The sequence below is a fragment of the Bradyrhizobium sp. IAR9 genome, from assembly GCF_013408065.1.
Classification (GTDB): domain Bacteria; phylum Pseudomonadota; class Alphaproteobacteria; order Rhizobiales; family Xanthobacteraceae; genus Bradyrhizobium.
Map to the genome: position 1 here is coordinate 76,998 of NZ_JACBZW010000002.1, position 15,573 is coordinate 92,570.

20 protein-coding genes and 1 riboswitch are annotated in these 15,573 nt (G+C 65.2%); of the genes, 12 read left to right on the forward strand and 8 right to left on the reverse strand.

Going from position 1 to position 15,573, the window contains the following annotated elements; genetic code table 11:
- Positions 1 to 16: 16 nt before the first annotated feature.
- The 3 genes from GGD67_RS05880 (at position 17) to GGD67_RS05890 (ending at position 2,143) form a co-directional block, all read left to right on the forward strand.
- Positions 17 to 934: a hypothetical protein gene (locus GGD67_RS05880; protein WP_179731572.1), complete on the forward strand. Its 918-nt coding sequence runs from the start codon at positions 17 to 19 to the stop codon at positions 932 to 934.
- A gap of 305 nt (positions 935 to 1,239) precedes the next feature.
- Complete coding sequence (locus tag GGD67_RS05885; protein ID WP_092255060.1) at positions 1,240 to 1,662, forward strand: hypothetical protein; 423 nt, start codon at positions 1,240 to 1,242, stop codon at positions 1,660 to 1,662.
- A gap of 343 nt (positions 1,663 to 2,005) precedes the next feature.
- Positions 2,006 to 2,143 carry a hypothetical protein gene (locus tag GGD67_RS05890; RefSeq protein WP_164936752.1) on the forward strand — a complete coding sequence of 46 codons (138 nt, stop codon included), beginning with the start codon at positions 2,006 to 2,008 and terminating at the stop codon, positions 2,141 to 2,143.
- Positions 2,144 to 2,182: 39 nt separating this feature from the next.
- On the opposite strand, the gene GGD67_RS05895 is transcribed toward GGD67_RS05890, so the two are convergent.
- The 3 genes from GGD67_RS05895 to GGD67_RS05905 form a co-directional block, all read right to left on the reverse strand.
- Entirely contained in the window at positions 2,183 to 2,329 is a 147-nt protein-coding gene (locus GGD67_RS05895) for a hypothetical protein (RefSeq protein WP_018318322.1), read from the reverse strand.
- 197 nt (positions 2,330 to 2,526) lie between these two features.
- Entirely contained in the window at positions 2,527 to 3,006 is a 480-nt protein-coding gene (locus tag GGD67_RS05900; protein WP_179731574.1) for a MaoC family dehydratase, read from the reverse strand.
- Positions 3,006 to 3,458: a MaoC family dehydratase gene (locus GGD67_RS05905; protein WP_162407025.1), complete on the reverse strand. Its 453-nt coding sequence runs from the start codon at positions 3,456 to 3,458 to the stop codon at positions 3,006 to 3,008. The genes GGD67_RS05900 and GGD67_RS05905 overlap by 1 nt, the downstream gene beginning before the upstream one ends.
- 167 nt (positions 3,459 to 3,625) lie before the next feature.
- Here GGD67_RS05905 and GGD67_RS05910 point away from each other — a divergent pair, with 167 nt between their 5' ends.
- Positions 3,626 to 3,922, forward strand: coding sequence for a DUF4282 domain-containing protein (locus GGD67_RS05910; RefSeq protein ID WP_018318325.1), 297 nt, complete (start codon positions 3,626 to 3,628; stop codon positions 3,920 to 3,922).
- Between the two features lie 126 nt (positions 3,923 to 4,048).
- On the opposite strand, the gene ychF is transcribed toward GGD67_RS05910, so the two are convergent.
- The 4 genes from ychF to GGD67_RS05930 form a co-directional block, all read right to left on the reverse strand.
- Positions 4,049 to 5,146: a redox-regulated ATPase YchF gene (ychF, locus tag GGD67_RS05915; protein ID WP_018318326.1), complete on the reverse strand. Its 1,098-nt coding sequence runs from the start codon at positions 5,144 to 5,146 to the stop codon at positions 4,049 to 4,051.
- 5 nt (positions 5,147 to 5,151) lie between these two features.
- Positions 5,152 to 5,757 (reverse strand): aminoacyl-tRNA hydrolase, encoded by a 606-nt coding sequence (pth, locus tag GGD67_RS05920; RefSeq protein ID WP_179731575.1) that lies wholly within the window; start codon positions 5,755 to 5,757, stop codon positions 5,152 to 5,154.
- 58 nt (positions 5,758 to 5,815) lie between these two features.
- Positions 5,816 to 6,526 (reverse strand): 50S ribosomal protein L25/general stress protein Ctc, encoded by a 711-nt coding sequence (locus tag GGD67_RS05925; protein ID WP_018318328.1) that lies wholly within the window; start codon positions 6,524 to 6,526, stop codon positions 5,816 to 5,818.
- A gap of 316 nt (positions 6,527 to 6,842) precedes the next feature.
- On the reverse strand, positions 6,843 to 7,094 hold the full coding sequence (locus GGD67_RS05930; RefSeq protein ID WP_157328420.1) for an accessory factor UbiK family protein: 252 nt from the start codon (positions 7,092 to 7,094) through the stop codon (positions 6,843 to 6,845).
- A 166-nt stretch (positions 7,095 to 7,260) separates the two neighbouring features.
- On the opposite strand from GGD67_RS05930, the gene GGD67_RS05935 reads away from it, so the two are divergent.
- The 6 genes from GGD67_RS05935 to GGD67_RS05960 all read left to right on the forward strand — a co-directional run bounded on the left by GGD67_RS05935 (position 7,261) and on the right by GGD67_RS05960 (position 12,628).
- Positions 7,261 to 7,998 (forward strand): dienelactone hydrolase family protein, encoded by a 738-nt coding sequence (locus GGD67_RS05935; protein ID WP_092255905.1) that lies wholly within the window; start codon positions 7,261 to 7,263, stop codon positions 7,996 to 7,998.
- Positions 7,999 to 8,006: 8 nt separating this feature from the next.
- On the forward strand, positions 8,007 to 8,852 hold the full coding sequence (lgt, locus tag GGD67_RS05940; RefSeq protein ID WP_179731577.1) for a prolipoprotein diacylglyceryl transferase: 846 nt from the start codon (positions 8,007 to 8,009) through the stop codon (positions 8,850 to 8,852).
- A gap of 20 nt (positions 8,853 to 8,872) precedes the next feature.
- Entirely contained in the window at positions 8,873 to 9,991 is a 1,119-nt protein-coding gene (locus GGD67_RS05945) for an SAM-dependent methyltransferase (RefSeq protein WP_179731579.1), read from the forward strand.
- Positions 9,988 to 10,755, forward strand: coding sequence for a peptidoglycan editing factor PgeF (gene pgeF / locus GGD67_RS05950; protein WP_179731581.1), 768 nt, complete (start codon positions 9,988 to 9,990; stop codon positions 10,753 to 10,755). Before GGD67_RS05945 ends, pgeF begins: the two co-directional genes overlap by 4 nt.
- A gap of 113 nt (positions 10,756 to 10,868) precedes the next feature.
- Positions 10,869 to 11,483 (forward strand): hypothetical protein, encoded by a 615-nt coding sequence (locus GGD67_RS05955; RefSeq protein ID WP_179731583.1) that lies wholly within the window; start codon positions 10,869 to 10,871, stop codon positions 11,481 to 11,483.
- A 191-nt stretch (positions 11,484 to 11,674) separates the two neighbouring features.
- Positions 11,675 to 12,628, forward strand: a complete 954-nt coding sequence (locus GGD67_RS05960) for a ribose-phosphate pyrophosphokinase (protein WP_026202002.1) — start codon at positions 11,675 to 11,677, stop codon at positions 12,626 to 12,628.
- 118 nt (positions 12,629 to 12,746) lie between these two features.
- Here the strand turns inward: GGD67_RS05960 and GGD67_RS05965 are convergent, their stop codons facing one another.
- Positions 12,747 to 13,307, reverse strand: coding sequence for a 6,7-dimethyl-8-ribityllumazine synthase (locus tag GGD67_RS05965; protein ID WP_179731585.1), 561 nt, complete (start codon positions 13,305 to 13,307; stop codon positions 12,747 to 12,749).
- 75 nt (positions 13,308 to 13,382) lie between these two features.
- A riboswitch (FMN riboswitch) is annotated at positions 13,383 to 13,544 on the reverse strand.
- A 434-nt stretch (positions 13,545 to 13,978) separates the two neighbouring features.
- Between GGD67_RS05965 and GGD67_RS05970 the strand changes: the two genes are divergently transcribed.
- Together GGD67_RS05970 and proC are read left to right on the forward strand one after the other, a co-directional pair.
- Entirely contained in the window at positions 13,979 to 14,479 is a 501-nt protein-coding gene (locus GGD67_RS05970) for a YbjN domain-containing protein (RefSeq protein WP_179731586.1), read from the forward strand.
- Positions 14,480 to 14,691: 212 nt separating this feature from the next.
- A complete protein-coding gene (gene proC, locus GGD67_RS05975) occupies positions 14,692 to 15,519 on the forward strand; it encodes a pyrroline-5-carboxylate reductase (protein WP_312009979.1) in 828 nt (275 codons plus the stop codon).
- Positions 15,520 to 15,573 lie beyond the last annotated feature (54 nt).

The following is a 15,573-nucleotide window of genomic DNA, read 5'->3' on the forward strand; positions in this document are numbered from 1 at the left end:
GCTTGCGGGCAGGACGATGGAATTCTCGACAGGTTTCGGCTGGACCAGGCTGCCGGTGCTGGCGGCCGCGTTCATCTTGGGCTCAGTGCTGACGGTTTCGGCGCAGATCATTCCGCCCTTCTCCCCACCCGCGGCCGGGCCAGACGAGGCCGAGACCGAGACGGCAGAGACCCCCGACGTCAACGACCCCGACGTGCTCAAAGGCATCGACGTCGACAAGCTCGACTGGAGCCAGCTCGCGGTCGATGCCGGCACCGGCATTGACCCGATCGCCGCCAAGAAGCGCGCCAAGGCCGCCGCCAAGGACGGCCTGGACTGGTCGTCGAACGCCAATGCGAACGGCTCCTCGGCGGTGACGGTGAAGCAATCCGTGTTCTCGTTCTGGGATACGCGGATCGGCGCCGACATGACGGTGACGAGCGAGCCGCGGACGATGTCCGAGCTGCTGGCGCAAAAGGCCACCAATGGCGGCAACCTGCCGCAATCCTCCGGCAGCGCCTGGGCGACGGCAACCGCGCCCGGCGCCGGAGTGATCTGGGACAAGACCGCGGTGGAAGCCCGCGTCGATCCCGGCTCGGAACAGAGCAAGCTCGGGGCCTCGCTGACCAAATCGGTGCCACTGTCCGGCGACACCTCACTGACGCTGCAGAACGGCTACAGCGTCAACCAGCAGGGCACGAGTGCGGTCCCCGGCATCGGCGGCCACATCACCCGCAATTACGAGACCGACCAGTCGGCCAAGGTGACCCTCACCGACACCGGCACCAGCATCACCGCCGGCCAGTCGCTGTCGACCACCGACGACAAATGGCTGCGCAAGGTCGGCGCCGAGCAAAAGCTGTTCGACAATGTCACCGTCTCCGGCTCGGTCGGCGAGACCTCGCAAGGCGCGATCAACAAGAGCCTGACGGCGGGTTTCAAGAAGAGCTGGTAGCCCGAGCCTCCACTCTTTCTCCTCGTCCTGAGGGCGCTCCGAAGGAGCGCGTCTCGAAGGATCGAGGCCCTGCATGGTTCGAGACGCGCTTCGCGCTCCTCACCATGAGGAGCTGGAACGGTGGCCGCCGCAGCGACGTTCACACTCTCCTAACCATACGCCACGGCAAAACCCCCGAATGGTCCGCCCTTGCCGCATCTCGGCCCATTTGCGGCCCAATTCCGGCGCCCTGATGCGGGCTGCCTCACAGACGTCGTCGTGCGGGGGACACTCGCGCTGCGCTCAACGCGAACAGGGGAATAACGATGAACGCCATGCGTCCGGAAAAAACCGAAGCCGCCGAGACCGAGACGGTCGACACCAACCTCGCTGCCGTCACGGAAGTCGAAGCCGGCATCCGCGACTTCGTCCGCAACGACATTGCCTATCTGCGCCGTCCGGCGGCGGCGACCACCGACGCGCCCCCGCTCGATCCGAGCGCGGACGCCACCGTCACCAACGTCAACTCGCTGATCCAGCGCGTCGCCGGCACCTCGCTCGCCGAGATCGAGAATCTGATCTCGGAGCTCGAGAGCCTGCGTGACCTGCTGCATGCCGAGGGCCAGCGCGTCCAGCGCGAGATCTCCGGCTACGCCCAGCTCAGCCAGGCCGCGATGAAGTCGACTCGGATGATCGCCGACAACGTCGCGCAGTGGAAGCGCGCCGCCGACGGCCTGCGCAACAGCTGATCGTTCGTCCCGAGCATCACCAAACCGCCGCGTCCCGAAGGGGGCGCGGCGGTTTTGATTCGGGATGTCGCCCCGACGTAGCGGGTCCGAAAGCGGGTGATCCAGTATTCCAGAGACGCCAGTGATTGAACCGAGACGCCGCGGCGTACTGGATGCCCCGGTCAACCTGGTCAAGCCGGGGCATGACGGCGGTGGGTGTGGCTGCGAAAAAGGCCGCGTAAGACCGTGGACGCACGTTCACACCGTCACCGTAGACATGCGGCGCGCTATTGAACCCGCCGCGCCTTCCCGACGACCAATGCCAAGCGCCCGCTTCTTTTGCGGCCGGGCCGGGGGACATCTCATGGAAAGCATTCGGCCCGACAACACGGACCCGATATCGCTGCGGCCCGCGCCCAATCAGCTCGGCACGATCATGCTGCGCTTCGTCGGATTGCTGGTGGTTGCGATCGCGGTGCTGGCGTTCGTCTATAGCCGCTGAGGCGGGGCCGTTTTCCGGCCCCGAAAGCTTAACAGATTCTTACCGGCTCGCGTCGACAGCCGAGGCTTCCAGGGTGTAGGCGCCATCGGCATAGCCCTTCACCACCATGCCAGCGACCAGCATCACGGCCAGCGTCGCGGTAGCGAAGATAAATCCAACAAACTTGAGTGCGCCGCGATCAGCCATGGTCCTCGTCCCCTGTCTCTGCCCAATTCGTTTCAATTAGACAGCGACAGGTTCATAATTAGTTAGCAACTCACTGGTTCCACCAAACTGCTTCGCGGTAACCATGTTGCGCAGGCTTATGGCAGCCGCTCGGAATCGCGTCCATAGCGCGCGGGCAACACTTGCGCACTCATTTGCCCGTTCATCTTGGAACAGATCTAACCGCTCTTCCGCATCGGCACGAAGGCGCTGGCGGTGATGGAATAGACGTCCTCGCCGCGCTGGTTGGTGCCGGTGGTGCGGGCGGTCAGGATGCCCCAGCCGGGGCGCGAGGCCGAGGTGCGCTTGTCGGTGACGACGTTGACGTAAGCGACGGTATCGCCGGCAAGCACCGGCCTGATCCAGCGCAGGTCGCGAAAGCCCGGCGAAGGCCCCCACACCGCAACCTCCTCGCCGCGCGCTACGGCCTCGCGCGCCAGACGCTGGCCGTCAGCGACAAGCAGGCTCATGCAGGCCGAGCCGACATGCCAGCCCGAGGCGGCAAGCCCGCCGAACAGCGAGTTCTTGCCCTCCTCCTCGTCGAGATGAAAACGCTGCGGATCGAACTTCGCGGCGAAATTCTTGATGGCCTCGGCCGTGAACCTATAGGTGCCGATCTCGCGGCGCTGGCCGATCTCGATGTCGTCGAAGAACCGCATCAGACCGCCCCCTCGCGCCGCTTGATCAGGATCGGCGAGGTCATCTCGCCCAGCGCCTCACCCTTGGCGTTGCGCACGGTGCATTTGAATTTGACGATGCCGAGTTCGGGCCGGCTCTTGGAGGGGCGCGCCTCCAACACGTCGACGTCGAGCATGAGATCGTCGCCGGGCCGGAGCGGCGAGAGCCAGCGCACCTCGTCGACGCCGGGAGACCCCAGCGACGCGGCGCGGGTAATGAAGCCGTCGGCCATCATCCGCATCATCAGCGAGCAGAGGTGCCAGCCCGAGCCGGACAGGCCGCGCAGCATGCTCTTGGCTGCGGCCTCCTCGTCCAGATGCATCGGCTGCGGATCGAACTCGGCCGCGAAGGCCAGAATCTCGTCGCGGGTGACGTGTCGCGGGCCGAATGTTCCGAACCGGCCGGGCGGGAAATCTTCGAAGGTCAGGGTCATCTTGGGATTGGCTAGCGGAAATGACAGATTGTGGCCGCACTTTGCGGCAATCTCAACCCGCCGGCCCGCATGGCTCGTGCTACATACGGGGTGGCGGCGTTGGTCTTGAGTCGGATCAACCGAGGGCCAAGATCCATTTACCAAGGCCCGATGCCCTGGGGAGAGCAATGTTTTCATTCAGCGATCTGTTTCAGTGGGACCGCTTCATCACGCCGACGATCATCAAGACCTTCTACTGGCTGGTGATCGCGCTGATCTGCCTGTTCGGCCTCTCCGGCATCTTCTCCGGCCTGGCTGCGATGGCGATCAGTCCGTTCGGCGGCTTCCTGGTGCTGCTGTCGTCGATCGCGAGCGTCGTCGTCGGAATCGTGTTCTCGCGCATCGCCGCGGAGCTGATCCTGATCGTCTTCCGCATCAACGAGCATCTCGGCGCCATCCGCGACCAGGGCAGCGGGATGCGGTGAGCGTCACGCACAGGTGCCGTAGGGTGGGCAAAGGCGCAAAGCGCCGTGCCCACGATCATTCCGCGAGATGAGAGAGATGGTGGGCACGCTTCGCCTTGCCCACCCTACGGCACCGATGTTGGTGTTTTACGTATTAAACCTGAAATGCATCACGTCGCCGTCGGCGACGACATATTCCTTGCCTTCGAGGCGGAGCTTGCCGGCATCGCGGGCGCCGGCTTCGCCGCCGAGCCCGACGTAGTCCTCATACGCAATCGTCTCGGCGCGGATGAAACCCTTCTCGAAATCGGTATGGATCACGCCCGCCGCGCCCGGCGCCTTGGTGCCGCGATAGATGGTCCAGGCGCGCGCTTCCTTCGGACCCACCGTGAAATAGGTGATGAGGTCGAGCAGCGTGTAGCCGGCGCGGATCAGGCGATCGAGGCCGGCCTCTTCGAGACCCAGCGTCTCCAGGAAGTCGGCGCGTTCCTCGCGCGAAATGGTCGCGATCTCGGATTCGATCTTGGCGGAGATGACGACGGCGACCGCGCCTTCCTTGGCGGCCTGCTCCTGCACCGCCTGGGAGAACGAATTGCCCGTTGCGGCCGAGCCTTCCTCGACGTTGCAGACATAGAGCACGGGCTTGGACGACAGCAGGCCGAGCATGCCGAAGGCGCGTTCCTCCTCCGCCTTGCGCTCGACGAGGCGCGCGGGCTTGCCTTCACGCAGCAGCACCAGGGTGCGGTTGACGAGGTCGAGCTGCTCCTTGGCGTCCTTGTCGTTGCCCTTGGCCTTCTTGGTGAGGTTGTCGACGCGCTTCTCGAGGCTGTCGAGATCGGCGAGCATCAGCTCGGTCTCGATGGTCTCGATGTCGGCAAGCGGGGCGATCTTGCCCTCGACATGGGTGATGTCGGAATCTTCAAAGCAGCGCACGACATGCGCGATCGCGTCGACCTCGCGGATGTTGGCGAGGAACTGGTTGCCGAGGCCTTCACCCTTGGAGGCGCCGCGGACGAGGCCAGCGATGTCGACGAAGGTCAGCCGGGTCGGGATGATCTGGCCGGACTTGGCGATCGCCGCGAGCTTGTCGAGCCTGGGATCGGGCACGGCGACCTCGCCGACATTCGGCTCGATGGTGCAGAACGGATAGTTCGCGGCCTGCGCCGCGGCCGTCTCGGTCAGCGCATTGAACAAGGTCGACTTGCCGACATTGGGCAATCCGACGATTCCGCATTTAAATCCCACGAGCGTTATTCCTTGCCGTTCTCGTCCTTGGTCAAAAATCCCTTCGCCTGCATGGCGAGATGCACCCTGTTGGCGAAGGTCGCATCCGTGCCCTTGGCGACCAGGCCTGCGTGCTCGGCCACCGCCTCGCACAGCGCCGACACCCAGTCGTTGTCGGCCTTGGCGAAGTCCGACAGCACATGGCCGTGCACCAGTTCCTTGACGCCGGGATGACCGATGCCGAGCCGGACCCGGCGATAGTCGTTGCCGATATGCGCCGAGATCGAGCGCAGGCCGTTATGGCCGGCGATGCCGCCGCCGATCTTCACCCGCACCTTGCCCGGCGGCAGCTCGAGCTCATCGTGAAACACGGTGACGTCGCCCATGGCGATCTTGAAGAAGCTTGCGGCTTCCTGCACGGCGCGGCCGGAATCGTTCATGTAGGTCGTGGGCTTGAGCAGGATCACGCGCTCGGTGCCGAGCGTGCCTTCCGAGGTCTCGCCCTGAAAACGACGGCGCCATGGTGCGAAACCATGACGCCCCGCGATCTCGTCGACGGCCATGAAGCCGATATTGTGCCGGTTACGTGCGTATTTTGCGCCGGGATTGCCGAGCCCAACAAAGAGTCGCATGACGCGGCGCGCCCCTCGCTCGGCGCGCGATCAGAGACCGCGCGCCAGCTTTGAGAGATTACTTCTTCTTGTCGCCGCCGGCGGGAGCCTTGGCAGCCGCGGCAGGAGCAGCAGCGGCCGGAGCCGCAGCGCCAGCCGCCGGAGCAGCCGCAGCAGCGCCAGGAGCTGCAGCCGCAGCGGCGGCCTTCTGCTCTTCGGCGTAGCCGGACGGCGGCACGATGGTGACGAGGGTTGCATCCTCGCGGGTCAGCGCCTTCACGCCGTTCGGCAGCTTGACGTCGGACAGATGCAAGGAGTGACCGATTTCGAGCGAGCCGACATCGGCCTCGATGTACTGCGGAATGCTCTCGACGCCGCATTCGAGCTCGATCGCGTGGGCGACGATGTTGACGGTGCCGCCGCGCTTCACGCCCGGGGACGTTTCCGCCTTCACGACATGCAGCGGCACGCTGATGCGGATGGTGGCGCCTTCGCCGAGCCGCATGAAGTCGACATGGATCGGGAAGTCCTTGACCGGATCGAGGTGGTAGTCGCGCGGAATCACGCGGTGCTTCTTGCCCTCGAGATCGATGTCGACCAGCGTGGTCAGGAACCGGCCGGCGAGGATGCGCTGGCGCAGTTCGCGATCTTCGATCGAGATCGTGACGGGGGGCTGGTTGTTGCCATAGATCACTCCGGGCACTCGCCCGGCGCGACGCTCAGCCCGGGCGGCCCCCTTGCCGCTCTTCGGACGTGCGGTCGCCTTCAATTCCTTGACGGTCGTCGCCATGTCGTTAAGTCCTTGTTTTTGCAAAAGTTAATGGGCCGCAGCGCGGCCCATGGCATCGTTCGCAGCAAGCCTCCAGGGGTGCGGGGGCCACGAACTGGCGGGCTTTTACCCGGAAGATGCGGAAATGACAAGGAGAATGGGCGGCACCCTCACCTGGAGGGGGAGGGTCGGCTCACATCGAGCGCAGCGAAATGTGAGACGGGGGTGGGGTGATCTCTCCCCCACGGGCACTTTCGACGCGGAGAGACCGTCACCCCGCCCCGCTCGCGCTACGCGCGATCGACCCTCCCCCTCCAGGGGAAGGTAAGAAGGGCGCCTACCCGCCGAGCTTGGCCTCCAGCGCTGCAACCCGCGCCTTCAGCGCCTCGTTCTCCTCGCGGGCCAGGCGGGCCATGTCCTTGACCGCCTCGAACTCCTCGCGCTTGACCAGGTCCATGTCGCGCAGGAATTTTTCGGCCTGGGTGCGCATCACGGTGTCGAACTCGCGCTTGACGCCCTGGGCGGCACCGGCGGCATCGTTCATCAGGCGGCCGATCTCGTCGAAAAACCGGTTGTTGGTCTGGGTCATTTCGGCCTCCTGGCAGCTCCGATAAACTTTGCGCGAACGCTCCAAAACACAATGGCAATCCGATTGGGCCGGTTCAAGGCCCGATCGGAGGTATCCTTGTCATGCCCCGGTTTCCTTGCAATCGTATTCAACGTCCCTGCATAAGAAGAATCACAAGGCGCATGAGATGATCGACCAGCAGATCGCGATCCCCACCAGGGACGGCCACACCGCAACCTTCATCAGCCATCCCGAACGCGGCGGGCCGTTTCCGGTCATCCTGTTCTACATGGATGCGCCCGCGATCCGCGAAGAGCTGCGCGACATGGCGCGCCGGCTCGCGACCTCAGGCTATTACGTGATGCTGCCGAACCTCTATTACCGCTCCGGCGTGATGGAGCTCGGCGCGCTGCCGGCCGACCCGAACGCGCCGGAGCGCAAGCGCATGTTCCAGCTGATGGGCTCGCTCACCATCCCCATGATCATGGACGACACCAGAGCGCTGCTCGCCTATGCCGAGGGCCAGGCGGCCGCGAACACCAAGCTGGTCGGCACCGTCGGCTATTGCATGAGCGGCCGCTACGCCATCAACGCCGCCACGCATTTCCCCGACAGCGTCAAGGCGGCCGCCTCGATCTATGGCGTGCAGCTGGCAACGGATCAAGACGACAGCCCGCATCTGGCCGCGGCTAAGACCAAGGCCGAGCTCTACTTCGCCTGCGCCGAGACCGACGTCTACGCGCCGCCGGAGATTATCGAGAAGGTCAAAGAAGGCATGAAAGCTGCGAAAGCCGAGGTCGAGATCTATCCCGGCACGCATCACGGCTTCGCCTTCCCCAAGCGCCCGGTCTATGACCGCGACGCCGCCGAGCGGCATTGGGAGCGCCTCTTGGCGCTCTATCGCCGCAATCTCGTCCAGAAATAGAAGGCGAGATGCAGCTTCTTCTCATCGACTTCCCCGCCTTCAAGCCGATCGCGCTCGAGATCGGCCCGTTCGCGATCCGCTGGTATGCGCTGGCCTATATCTGCGGCATCGTGTTCGGCTGGCTCTATGCGCGCTCGCTGCTGAAGAAGGAGCGCCTGTGGGGCGGCCCTGCGCCGATGTCGCTGCTGCAGATCGACGACTTCATCCTCTGGGTTACGCTCGGCATCATTCTCGGCGGCCGCACCGGCTACGTGCTGTTCTACAATCTGCCTTTCTTCATCGATCATCCCGCCGCGATCTTCCGATTGTGGGAGGGCGGCATGTCCTTCCATGGCGGCTTTCTGGGCTGCGTCGTCGCAGTGATGTTGTTCGCCTTTCGCCATGGCATCTCGATCCTGTCGCTCGGCGACATCACCACCGCGGTCGCGCCGGTCGGACTGCTGCTCGGGCGCATCGCCAACTTCATCAACGGCGAATTGTGGGGCCGCGCCACCGATCCGAGCCTGCCCTGGGCGATGATCTTCCCCAACGATCCGACGCAACTGCCGCGTCATCCGAGCCAGCTCTACGAGGCCGGCATGGAAGGCATCCTGCTGTTCACGGTGCTCGCGGTGATGATCCGGCTCGGCGCGCTGAAACGGCCGGGCATGATCCTCGGCGCCTTCATCCTGATCTACGGTCTGGCGCGGATTGCCGGCGAGCACTTCCGCGAACCGGACGCGCAGCTCGGTTTCCTCTGGGGCGGATTAACCATGGGCATGCTGCTGTCGATCCCGATGCTTATCGTCGGCGGCATACTTATTGTATTGGCAGTCAGGCGCGGTGCGCCGAAGCCCGCAGGGGCCGTTCGTTAATTCATTTCGAGAAGATAGCCGTGACCGAACAGCCGCTACTCAACGAGATCAAGGCGCTGATCAAATCCTCCGGTCCCATGCCGGTCTGGCGGTACATGGAACTGTGCCTGATGCATCCGCGCCATGGCTATTACGTCTCGCGCGATCCGCTCGGGCGTGAGGGCGACTTCACAACCTCACCCGAAGTCAGCCAGATGTTCGGCGAGCTCTTGGGACTATGGACCGCCTCGGTGTGGAAGCAAATGGGCTCGCCGCAATTCCTGCGGCTGATTGAGCTCGGCCCCGGCCGCGGCACCATGATGGCGGACGCGCTACGCGCCCTTCGCGTGCTGCCGCCGCTCTACCAGGCGCTTCATGTCCACATGGTCGAGGTCAATCCCGTCTTGCGCGAGCGGCAGAATGCGACGCTGTCAGGCGTGCGCAACATTGCCTGGCACGACAGCATCGACGACGTGCCTGAGGGACCGAGCATCATCCTCGCCAACGAATATTTCGACGTGCTGCCGGTCCACCAGATGGTCCGCCACGAGAACGGCTGGCACGAGCGCGTGATCGAGATCGATCCCAACGGCAAGCTTCAATTCGGCGCGGCGTCCGAGCCGACGCCGCGCTTCGACGTGCTCCTGCCGCCGCTCGTGCGCGCCGCACCCGTCGGCGCCGTGTTCGAATGGCGCCCCGACGGCGAGATCATGAAGCTCGCCACGCGCGTGCGCGACCAGGACGGCGCGGCCCTGATCATCGATTATGGCCATTTGCGCAGCGACGCCGGCGACACCTTCCAGGCGATTGCGCGCCACACCTTCGCCGATCCCTTGAAGGCGCCGGGCCAAGCCGACGTCACCGCTCATGTCGACTTCCAGGCGCTGGCGCGCGCGGCCGAGGACGTCGGCGCGCGCGTGCACGGGCCGGTGACGCAAGGCGACTTCCTCAAGCGGATCGGCATCGACACAAGGGCCGCCGCCTTGATGCAGAAGGCAACGCCGGAGGTCGCCACCGACATTTCGATCGCCCTCAAGCGGCTGACGGACACCGGGCGCAGCGGCATGGGCTCGATGTTCAAGGTGCTTGGCATCTCCGAGCCGCGGCTGACAGGCATTGCCGGCCTCACCGATCTCGAACAGGCCGGAGAAGCCTCATGACGCTCGCTTCGTCGCTGCTGTCAGCCGTGCCCGGCCTGCGCCACTCGTTCTTCACCCGCGAAGGCGGCGTCTCCAGTGGCATCTACTCGGCGCTGAACGGCGGCCTCGGCTCCAACGACGATCAGACCCTTGTCGCGGAGAACCGCCGCCGCATGGCCGAGCATGTCGGCGTCGCGCCGGAACGCTTCCTCAGCCTGCACCAGATCCATTCGCCCGACGTGCTGGTCGCCGAGACGCCGTGGCCGAACGGGCCGCGGCCGAAGGGCGATGCGCTGGTGACGAACACGCCCGGCATCGCGCTCGGCGTCTCCACCGCCGATTGCGGGCCGGTGCTGTTCGTCGATCCCAACGCGCGCGTGATTGGCGGCGCGCATGCGGGGTGGAAGGGCGCGCTGACGGGCGTGCTGGAGGCGACGATCGCGGCGATGGAAAAACTCGGCGCGACGCGCAGCGGCATCATCGCCGCGATCGGCCCCTTGATCCGGCAGGACAGCTACGAGGTCGGCAACGAGTTCGTCGCGCGCTTCATCGAGGCCGATGCGGACAACGCGATCTTCTTCATACCCTCGGTACGCGAGGGACACGCGATGTTCGATCTCGCCGGTTTCATTCGCAAGCGGCTGGACGCCGCCGGCATCCTGATGATCGACGATCTCGGCGTCGACACCTACGCCGACGAGCGCTTCTTCAGCTATCGCCGCTCGGTGCATCGCAAGGAGCCGGATTACGGCCGCCACGTTCACGCAATCGCGCTCGAAGCGTGAACACAGCGGCAACCCCGTCTCATTCCGGGGCGATGTCCCGTTGCGATGACAGTGGTCTATGTCGCCTCCGCCCTAGACCTTAATCGATTTTAACGATATCGCTGCCCTCCATAATGAGGGACGCGTCATTCATCCTGGGCCGCGCGGGTTCGCGCGTGCTGGCGGTCGTGCTGCTCGCGGCAGCGACTGCGCTTGGCGGCTGCGCCGGCGGCGGTGGGGCCGCCAACTCCTATGCAATGGCGCCGAGCGCCGGCTCCGGGGCAACGGTCGCCTTCGAATCGATCGACGGGCCGCCGCCGCAGGTGTTCGACCGCATGGTCGGCGTGCTCGACAGCGAATCCAAGCTGCGCAGCCTGTCCGTCATCTCCCGCGAGGGGACCGCCGCCTACCGCGTGCGCAGCTATCTCTCCGCCCAGGTGGTGCGCGGCAAGACGGTGATCGCCTGGGTCTGGGACGTCTACGACGCCAACCAGCAGCGGGCGCTGCGCCTCTCCGGCGAGGAACCGACCTCCGTCAAAGGCGGCCGCGATCCGTGGGCAGCAGCCGACGACCTCGTGCTGCGGAAGATCGCCCAGGCCGGATTCAGCGGACTTTCCAACATGATCAACGGAACGCCGGATACCCCGGGCACGGCTCCTGGCTTGCGGGGCCCGGCGGTGGCGAGCGTGATCCCGCAGGCCCCGGTGGCGGAGATGCCTGCCACGGCACTCGGCTATGCCGAACGATAACCCCCGCTAAACCACGGCCTCGAGTTGCGGCCAAGCCGTTGGCCCGACTCAGGATTTCGAAGGGAAAACGTAGCATCCCGGGTTGCCATTGCAGCCCCCGGCCTGATATTTCCTCGCCCGTTGTAACCGTGCTTCCAGTGGGATCTGAGATGTTGAACGTCGTATCCAGCAAAGCGCGGGAGGAAGCGTCTATGTCGGCCAAAAACGGCTCCATCAAGCTCGTCGCCGGCAACTCCAATCCGGCACTCGCGCAGGCGATTGCGCAGGGCCTGGACCTGCCGCTGACCAAGGCGGTGGTGCGGCGCTTCGCCGACATGGAGATCTTCGTCGAGATCCAGGAGAACGTCCGCGGCTCGGATGCCTTCATCATCCAGTCGACCTCGTTCCCGGCGAACGACCATCTGATGGAATTGCTGATCATCACCGACGCGCTGCGCCGCTCCTCGGCGCGCCGCATCACGGCGGTGCTGCCCTATTTCGGCTACGCCCGGCAGGACCGCAAGTCGGGCTCGCGCACGCCGATCTCGGCCAAGCTGGTCGCCAATTTGATCACGCAGGCCGGTGTCGATCGCGTCATGACGCTCGATCTGCACGCCGGCCAGATCCAGGGCTTCTTCGACATCCCGACCGACAATCTCTATGCCGCGCCACTGATGGTGCGCGACATCAAGGAGAGGTTCGACCTCTCCAAGACGATGGTGATCTCGCCCGACGTCGGCGGCGTGGCCCGCGCGCGCGGCCTTGCCAAGCGCATCAATACCCCGCTCGCGATCGTCGACAAGCGCCGCGAGAGGGCGGGCGAATCCGAGGTCATGAACGTGATCGGCGACGTCGCCGGCTACACCTGCATCCTGATCGACGACATCGTGGACTCCGGCGGCACGCTGGTGAACGCGGCCGACGCGCTGATCGCCAAGGGCGCCAAGGACGTCTACGCCTACATCACCCACGGCGTGCTCTCCGGCGGCGCGGCCGCCCGCATCGCGGGCTCGAGGCTGAAGGAGCTCGTGATCACCGACTCGATCCTGCCGACCGACGCGGTGACCAAGGCGCCGAACATCCGCACGCTGCCGATCGCCAGCCTGATCTCCGACGCGATCGCACGCACCGCCGCGGAAGAATCCGTGTCGAGCCTGTTCGACTAGTTTTTCCGATCCGAAAGTCTCGTAGGGTGGGCAAAGGCGCAAGGCGCCGGGCCCACCTTTTCTTTTGTGATGAAGGTGGTGGGCACGCTTTCGCTTTGCCCACCCTACGGCAGTCCGCCTATCCCACGATCCCCGCCGCGACCTGGCCGCGCAGGCGCTCCAGGCCGAGCAACGTCTCCGCACAGGCAGCCGCGACCTCGACGCCCTTGATCGCAAAATGCTTGCGGAAGAAGTCGTAGTGCACCTCGGTCTCGTGGAATTGCTGCGGCGTCAGCACCGCCGAGAACACGGGCACTTCGGTACGCAGCTGCACGTCCATCAAGGCCTTGATCACGGTGTCGGCGACGAACTCGTGGCGATAGATGCCGCCATCGACGACGAGGCCGGCCGCGACGATGGCGGTGTAGCGCCGCGTCTTGGCGAGGACCTGCGCGTGCAGCGGGATCTCGAACGAGCCCGGCACCTCGAACACGTCGACATGGGTGAGATGGCGCGCCTCGGCTTCCTTGATGAAGGCGATGCGGGCCTCCTCGACCACGTCGCGGTGCCAGCAGGCCTGCACGAAGGCCACCCGCTGCGGCTTGGCAAAGCGCGGGTGGTCGGGCGCCGGGTCTTGCGGAACCCGCGGTTGGGTGGCTTCGGAAGTTTCGGTGTTGGGGTCTTGCAGCATCTGATTCATGGCTTTCCTTCTTAAGGACCAGAATCAGGGCACACGGAACGACAAACAGCCGCATCTTGCGATGCGTCTGCCTCCGACCGTTCTCTTTCATCCGGACTCTAACCGTCGGCTTCGGAGTTGCACCGAATCTGCTGACCCTTCCCCTCGGCAAGAAAGACCTAAGGGAAGGCGCTCGCGGGCTTAGGCCTTTCGGCCCTTACCGCCGGTGGGGACTTTCACCCCGCCCTGAGAACATCGGCCGTCCGGGATGAACGGCCTGGCTGGAAATATGCCGCCAGCCGGCGGCCGCAGCAAGCGTGTTCCGTATGGGCGGATCGCATGGTCCCATGTCATTCCCGCGGGAGCGGCCCTCGCGGGACGGAATTAACGAATGGCGCCCTCCCCCCGCGAATCCGATTCCGGTTTGTTCTCATCCATCCGGATCGAGGACTTCCCTCCGTTAAGAATTGTGGCGGAGATGAGCTGTGGACGAACGAGTCCTGGCTTGTGGACGGACTCGGGACCCCGTTGCGCAGATTCCGCAAATCACATCACTTGATCCGCGACAGGCCCGCGCTGATCCGAGGGATCGCAAGACTCCGAGGGGACGCCGTAGCGACGTTTAGGGAGCGCGCGCCGGGCCCAACCGCGTGCGTATCAAAGACAACAAGAAGGCAAGAGGTCGAGACGGCATGTCCCTGCTCGAAGGCACTATCGATTCCAAAAGCCATCCGCTCGCGGTGGTCGAGGATATCGCTGCCAGCAACAACTGGCCGTTCGAACGCTCCGGCGAAGACGAACTCACGATTGTCTCCAAGGGACAATGGACCGATTACCAGCTCTCCTTCACCTGGATGGGCGAGATCGAGGCGCTGCATCTGGCCTGCGCGTTCGACATGAAGATTCCGGTTGCGCGCCGCGGTGAGGTGCAGCGGCTCGTCGCCGCGGTCAACGAGCAGCTGTGGGTCGGTCATTTCGATCTCTGGACCAACACCGGCATGGTCATGCACCGCCAGGCCCTGGTGCTGCCGGGCGGGCTCACCGCCTCGACCGCGCAATGCGAGGCCATGCTCGCCGGCGCCATCCATGCCTGCGAGCGCTATTTCCCGGCGTTCCAGTTCGTGGTGTGGGCTGGCAAGAGCACGACCGAAGCGATGGACGCGGCGATGTTCGATACGGTGGGAGAGGCGTAGGACCCTTAAGGAAGCCAACACTCCCTCCTCCTGTCGTCCCGGACAAGCGAAGCGCCGCTCCGGGAGCCATACCGCGTGATGCCTCTTGTGGCACGCGGCTTGTTGCCAACACCTTCATCCACTAGAACCGCCTGTGGTGGCGCGACGAGCGCAAGCGCTCGCGCGGGGTCCCCGCGTTCGCAGGGACGACACCTTTTCCTTGGGTGATCACAGTGGCTAACAACAACACTCTTCAAAACATCACCGGCACCATCCTCCTCGCCGGCGCCGGCAAGATGGGCGGCGCAATGCTGACCGGATGGCTGGCGGGCGGACTCGATCCGCGTCGCGTCGCGGTGGTCGATCCGCACATCTCGCCCGAGATCACCGCCCTTGCCGCCAAGGGCGTTGCGCTCAATCCCGAAGTAGCGACGGCCGGCCAGGTCGAGACGCTGGTCGTCGCGGTGAAGCCGCAGATGTTCCGCGAGGCCGGCGCGAAGCTGAAATCGTTCGTCTCGGACAAGACGTCGGTGGTCTCAATCATGGCGGGAACCACGATCGCATCGCTCCAGGAGGTCTGCGGCGGCGCCGTGGTGCGCGCGATGCCGAACACGCCGGCCGCGATCGGCCGCGGCATCACCGTTGCGGTCGCAGCCAAGAACGTCAGCGCCGCGCAGCGCGCGGTGGCCGATGCGCTGCTGCGTGCCACCGGCTCGGTCGAATGGGTCGATGACGAGAGCCTGATGGACGCGGTCACGGCCGTCTCCGGCTCCGGCCCGGCCTATGTGTTTCTGCTCGCCGAAGAGCTCGCCCGCGCTGGCGTCGAAGCCGGACTGCCTGAGGCGCTGGCAATTAAGCTCGCACGCGAGACCGTCGCCGGCTCCGGCGAATTGCTGCACCAGTCGGAGCTGCCGTCGAGCACGCTGCGCCAGAACGTCACCTCGCCCGGCGGCACCACGGCCGCCGCGCTCGGTGTGCTGATGGGCGAGCCGGGTCTGCGCGACCTGATGATCCGCGCGATCGCGGCGGCGACGAAGCGGTCGAAGGAATTGGCGAAGTAAGCAGGTGCCGTAGGGTGGGCAAAGGCGCAGGGCGCCGTGCCCACGATCTTTCAA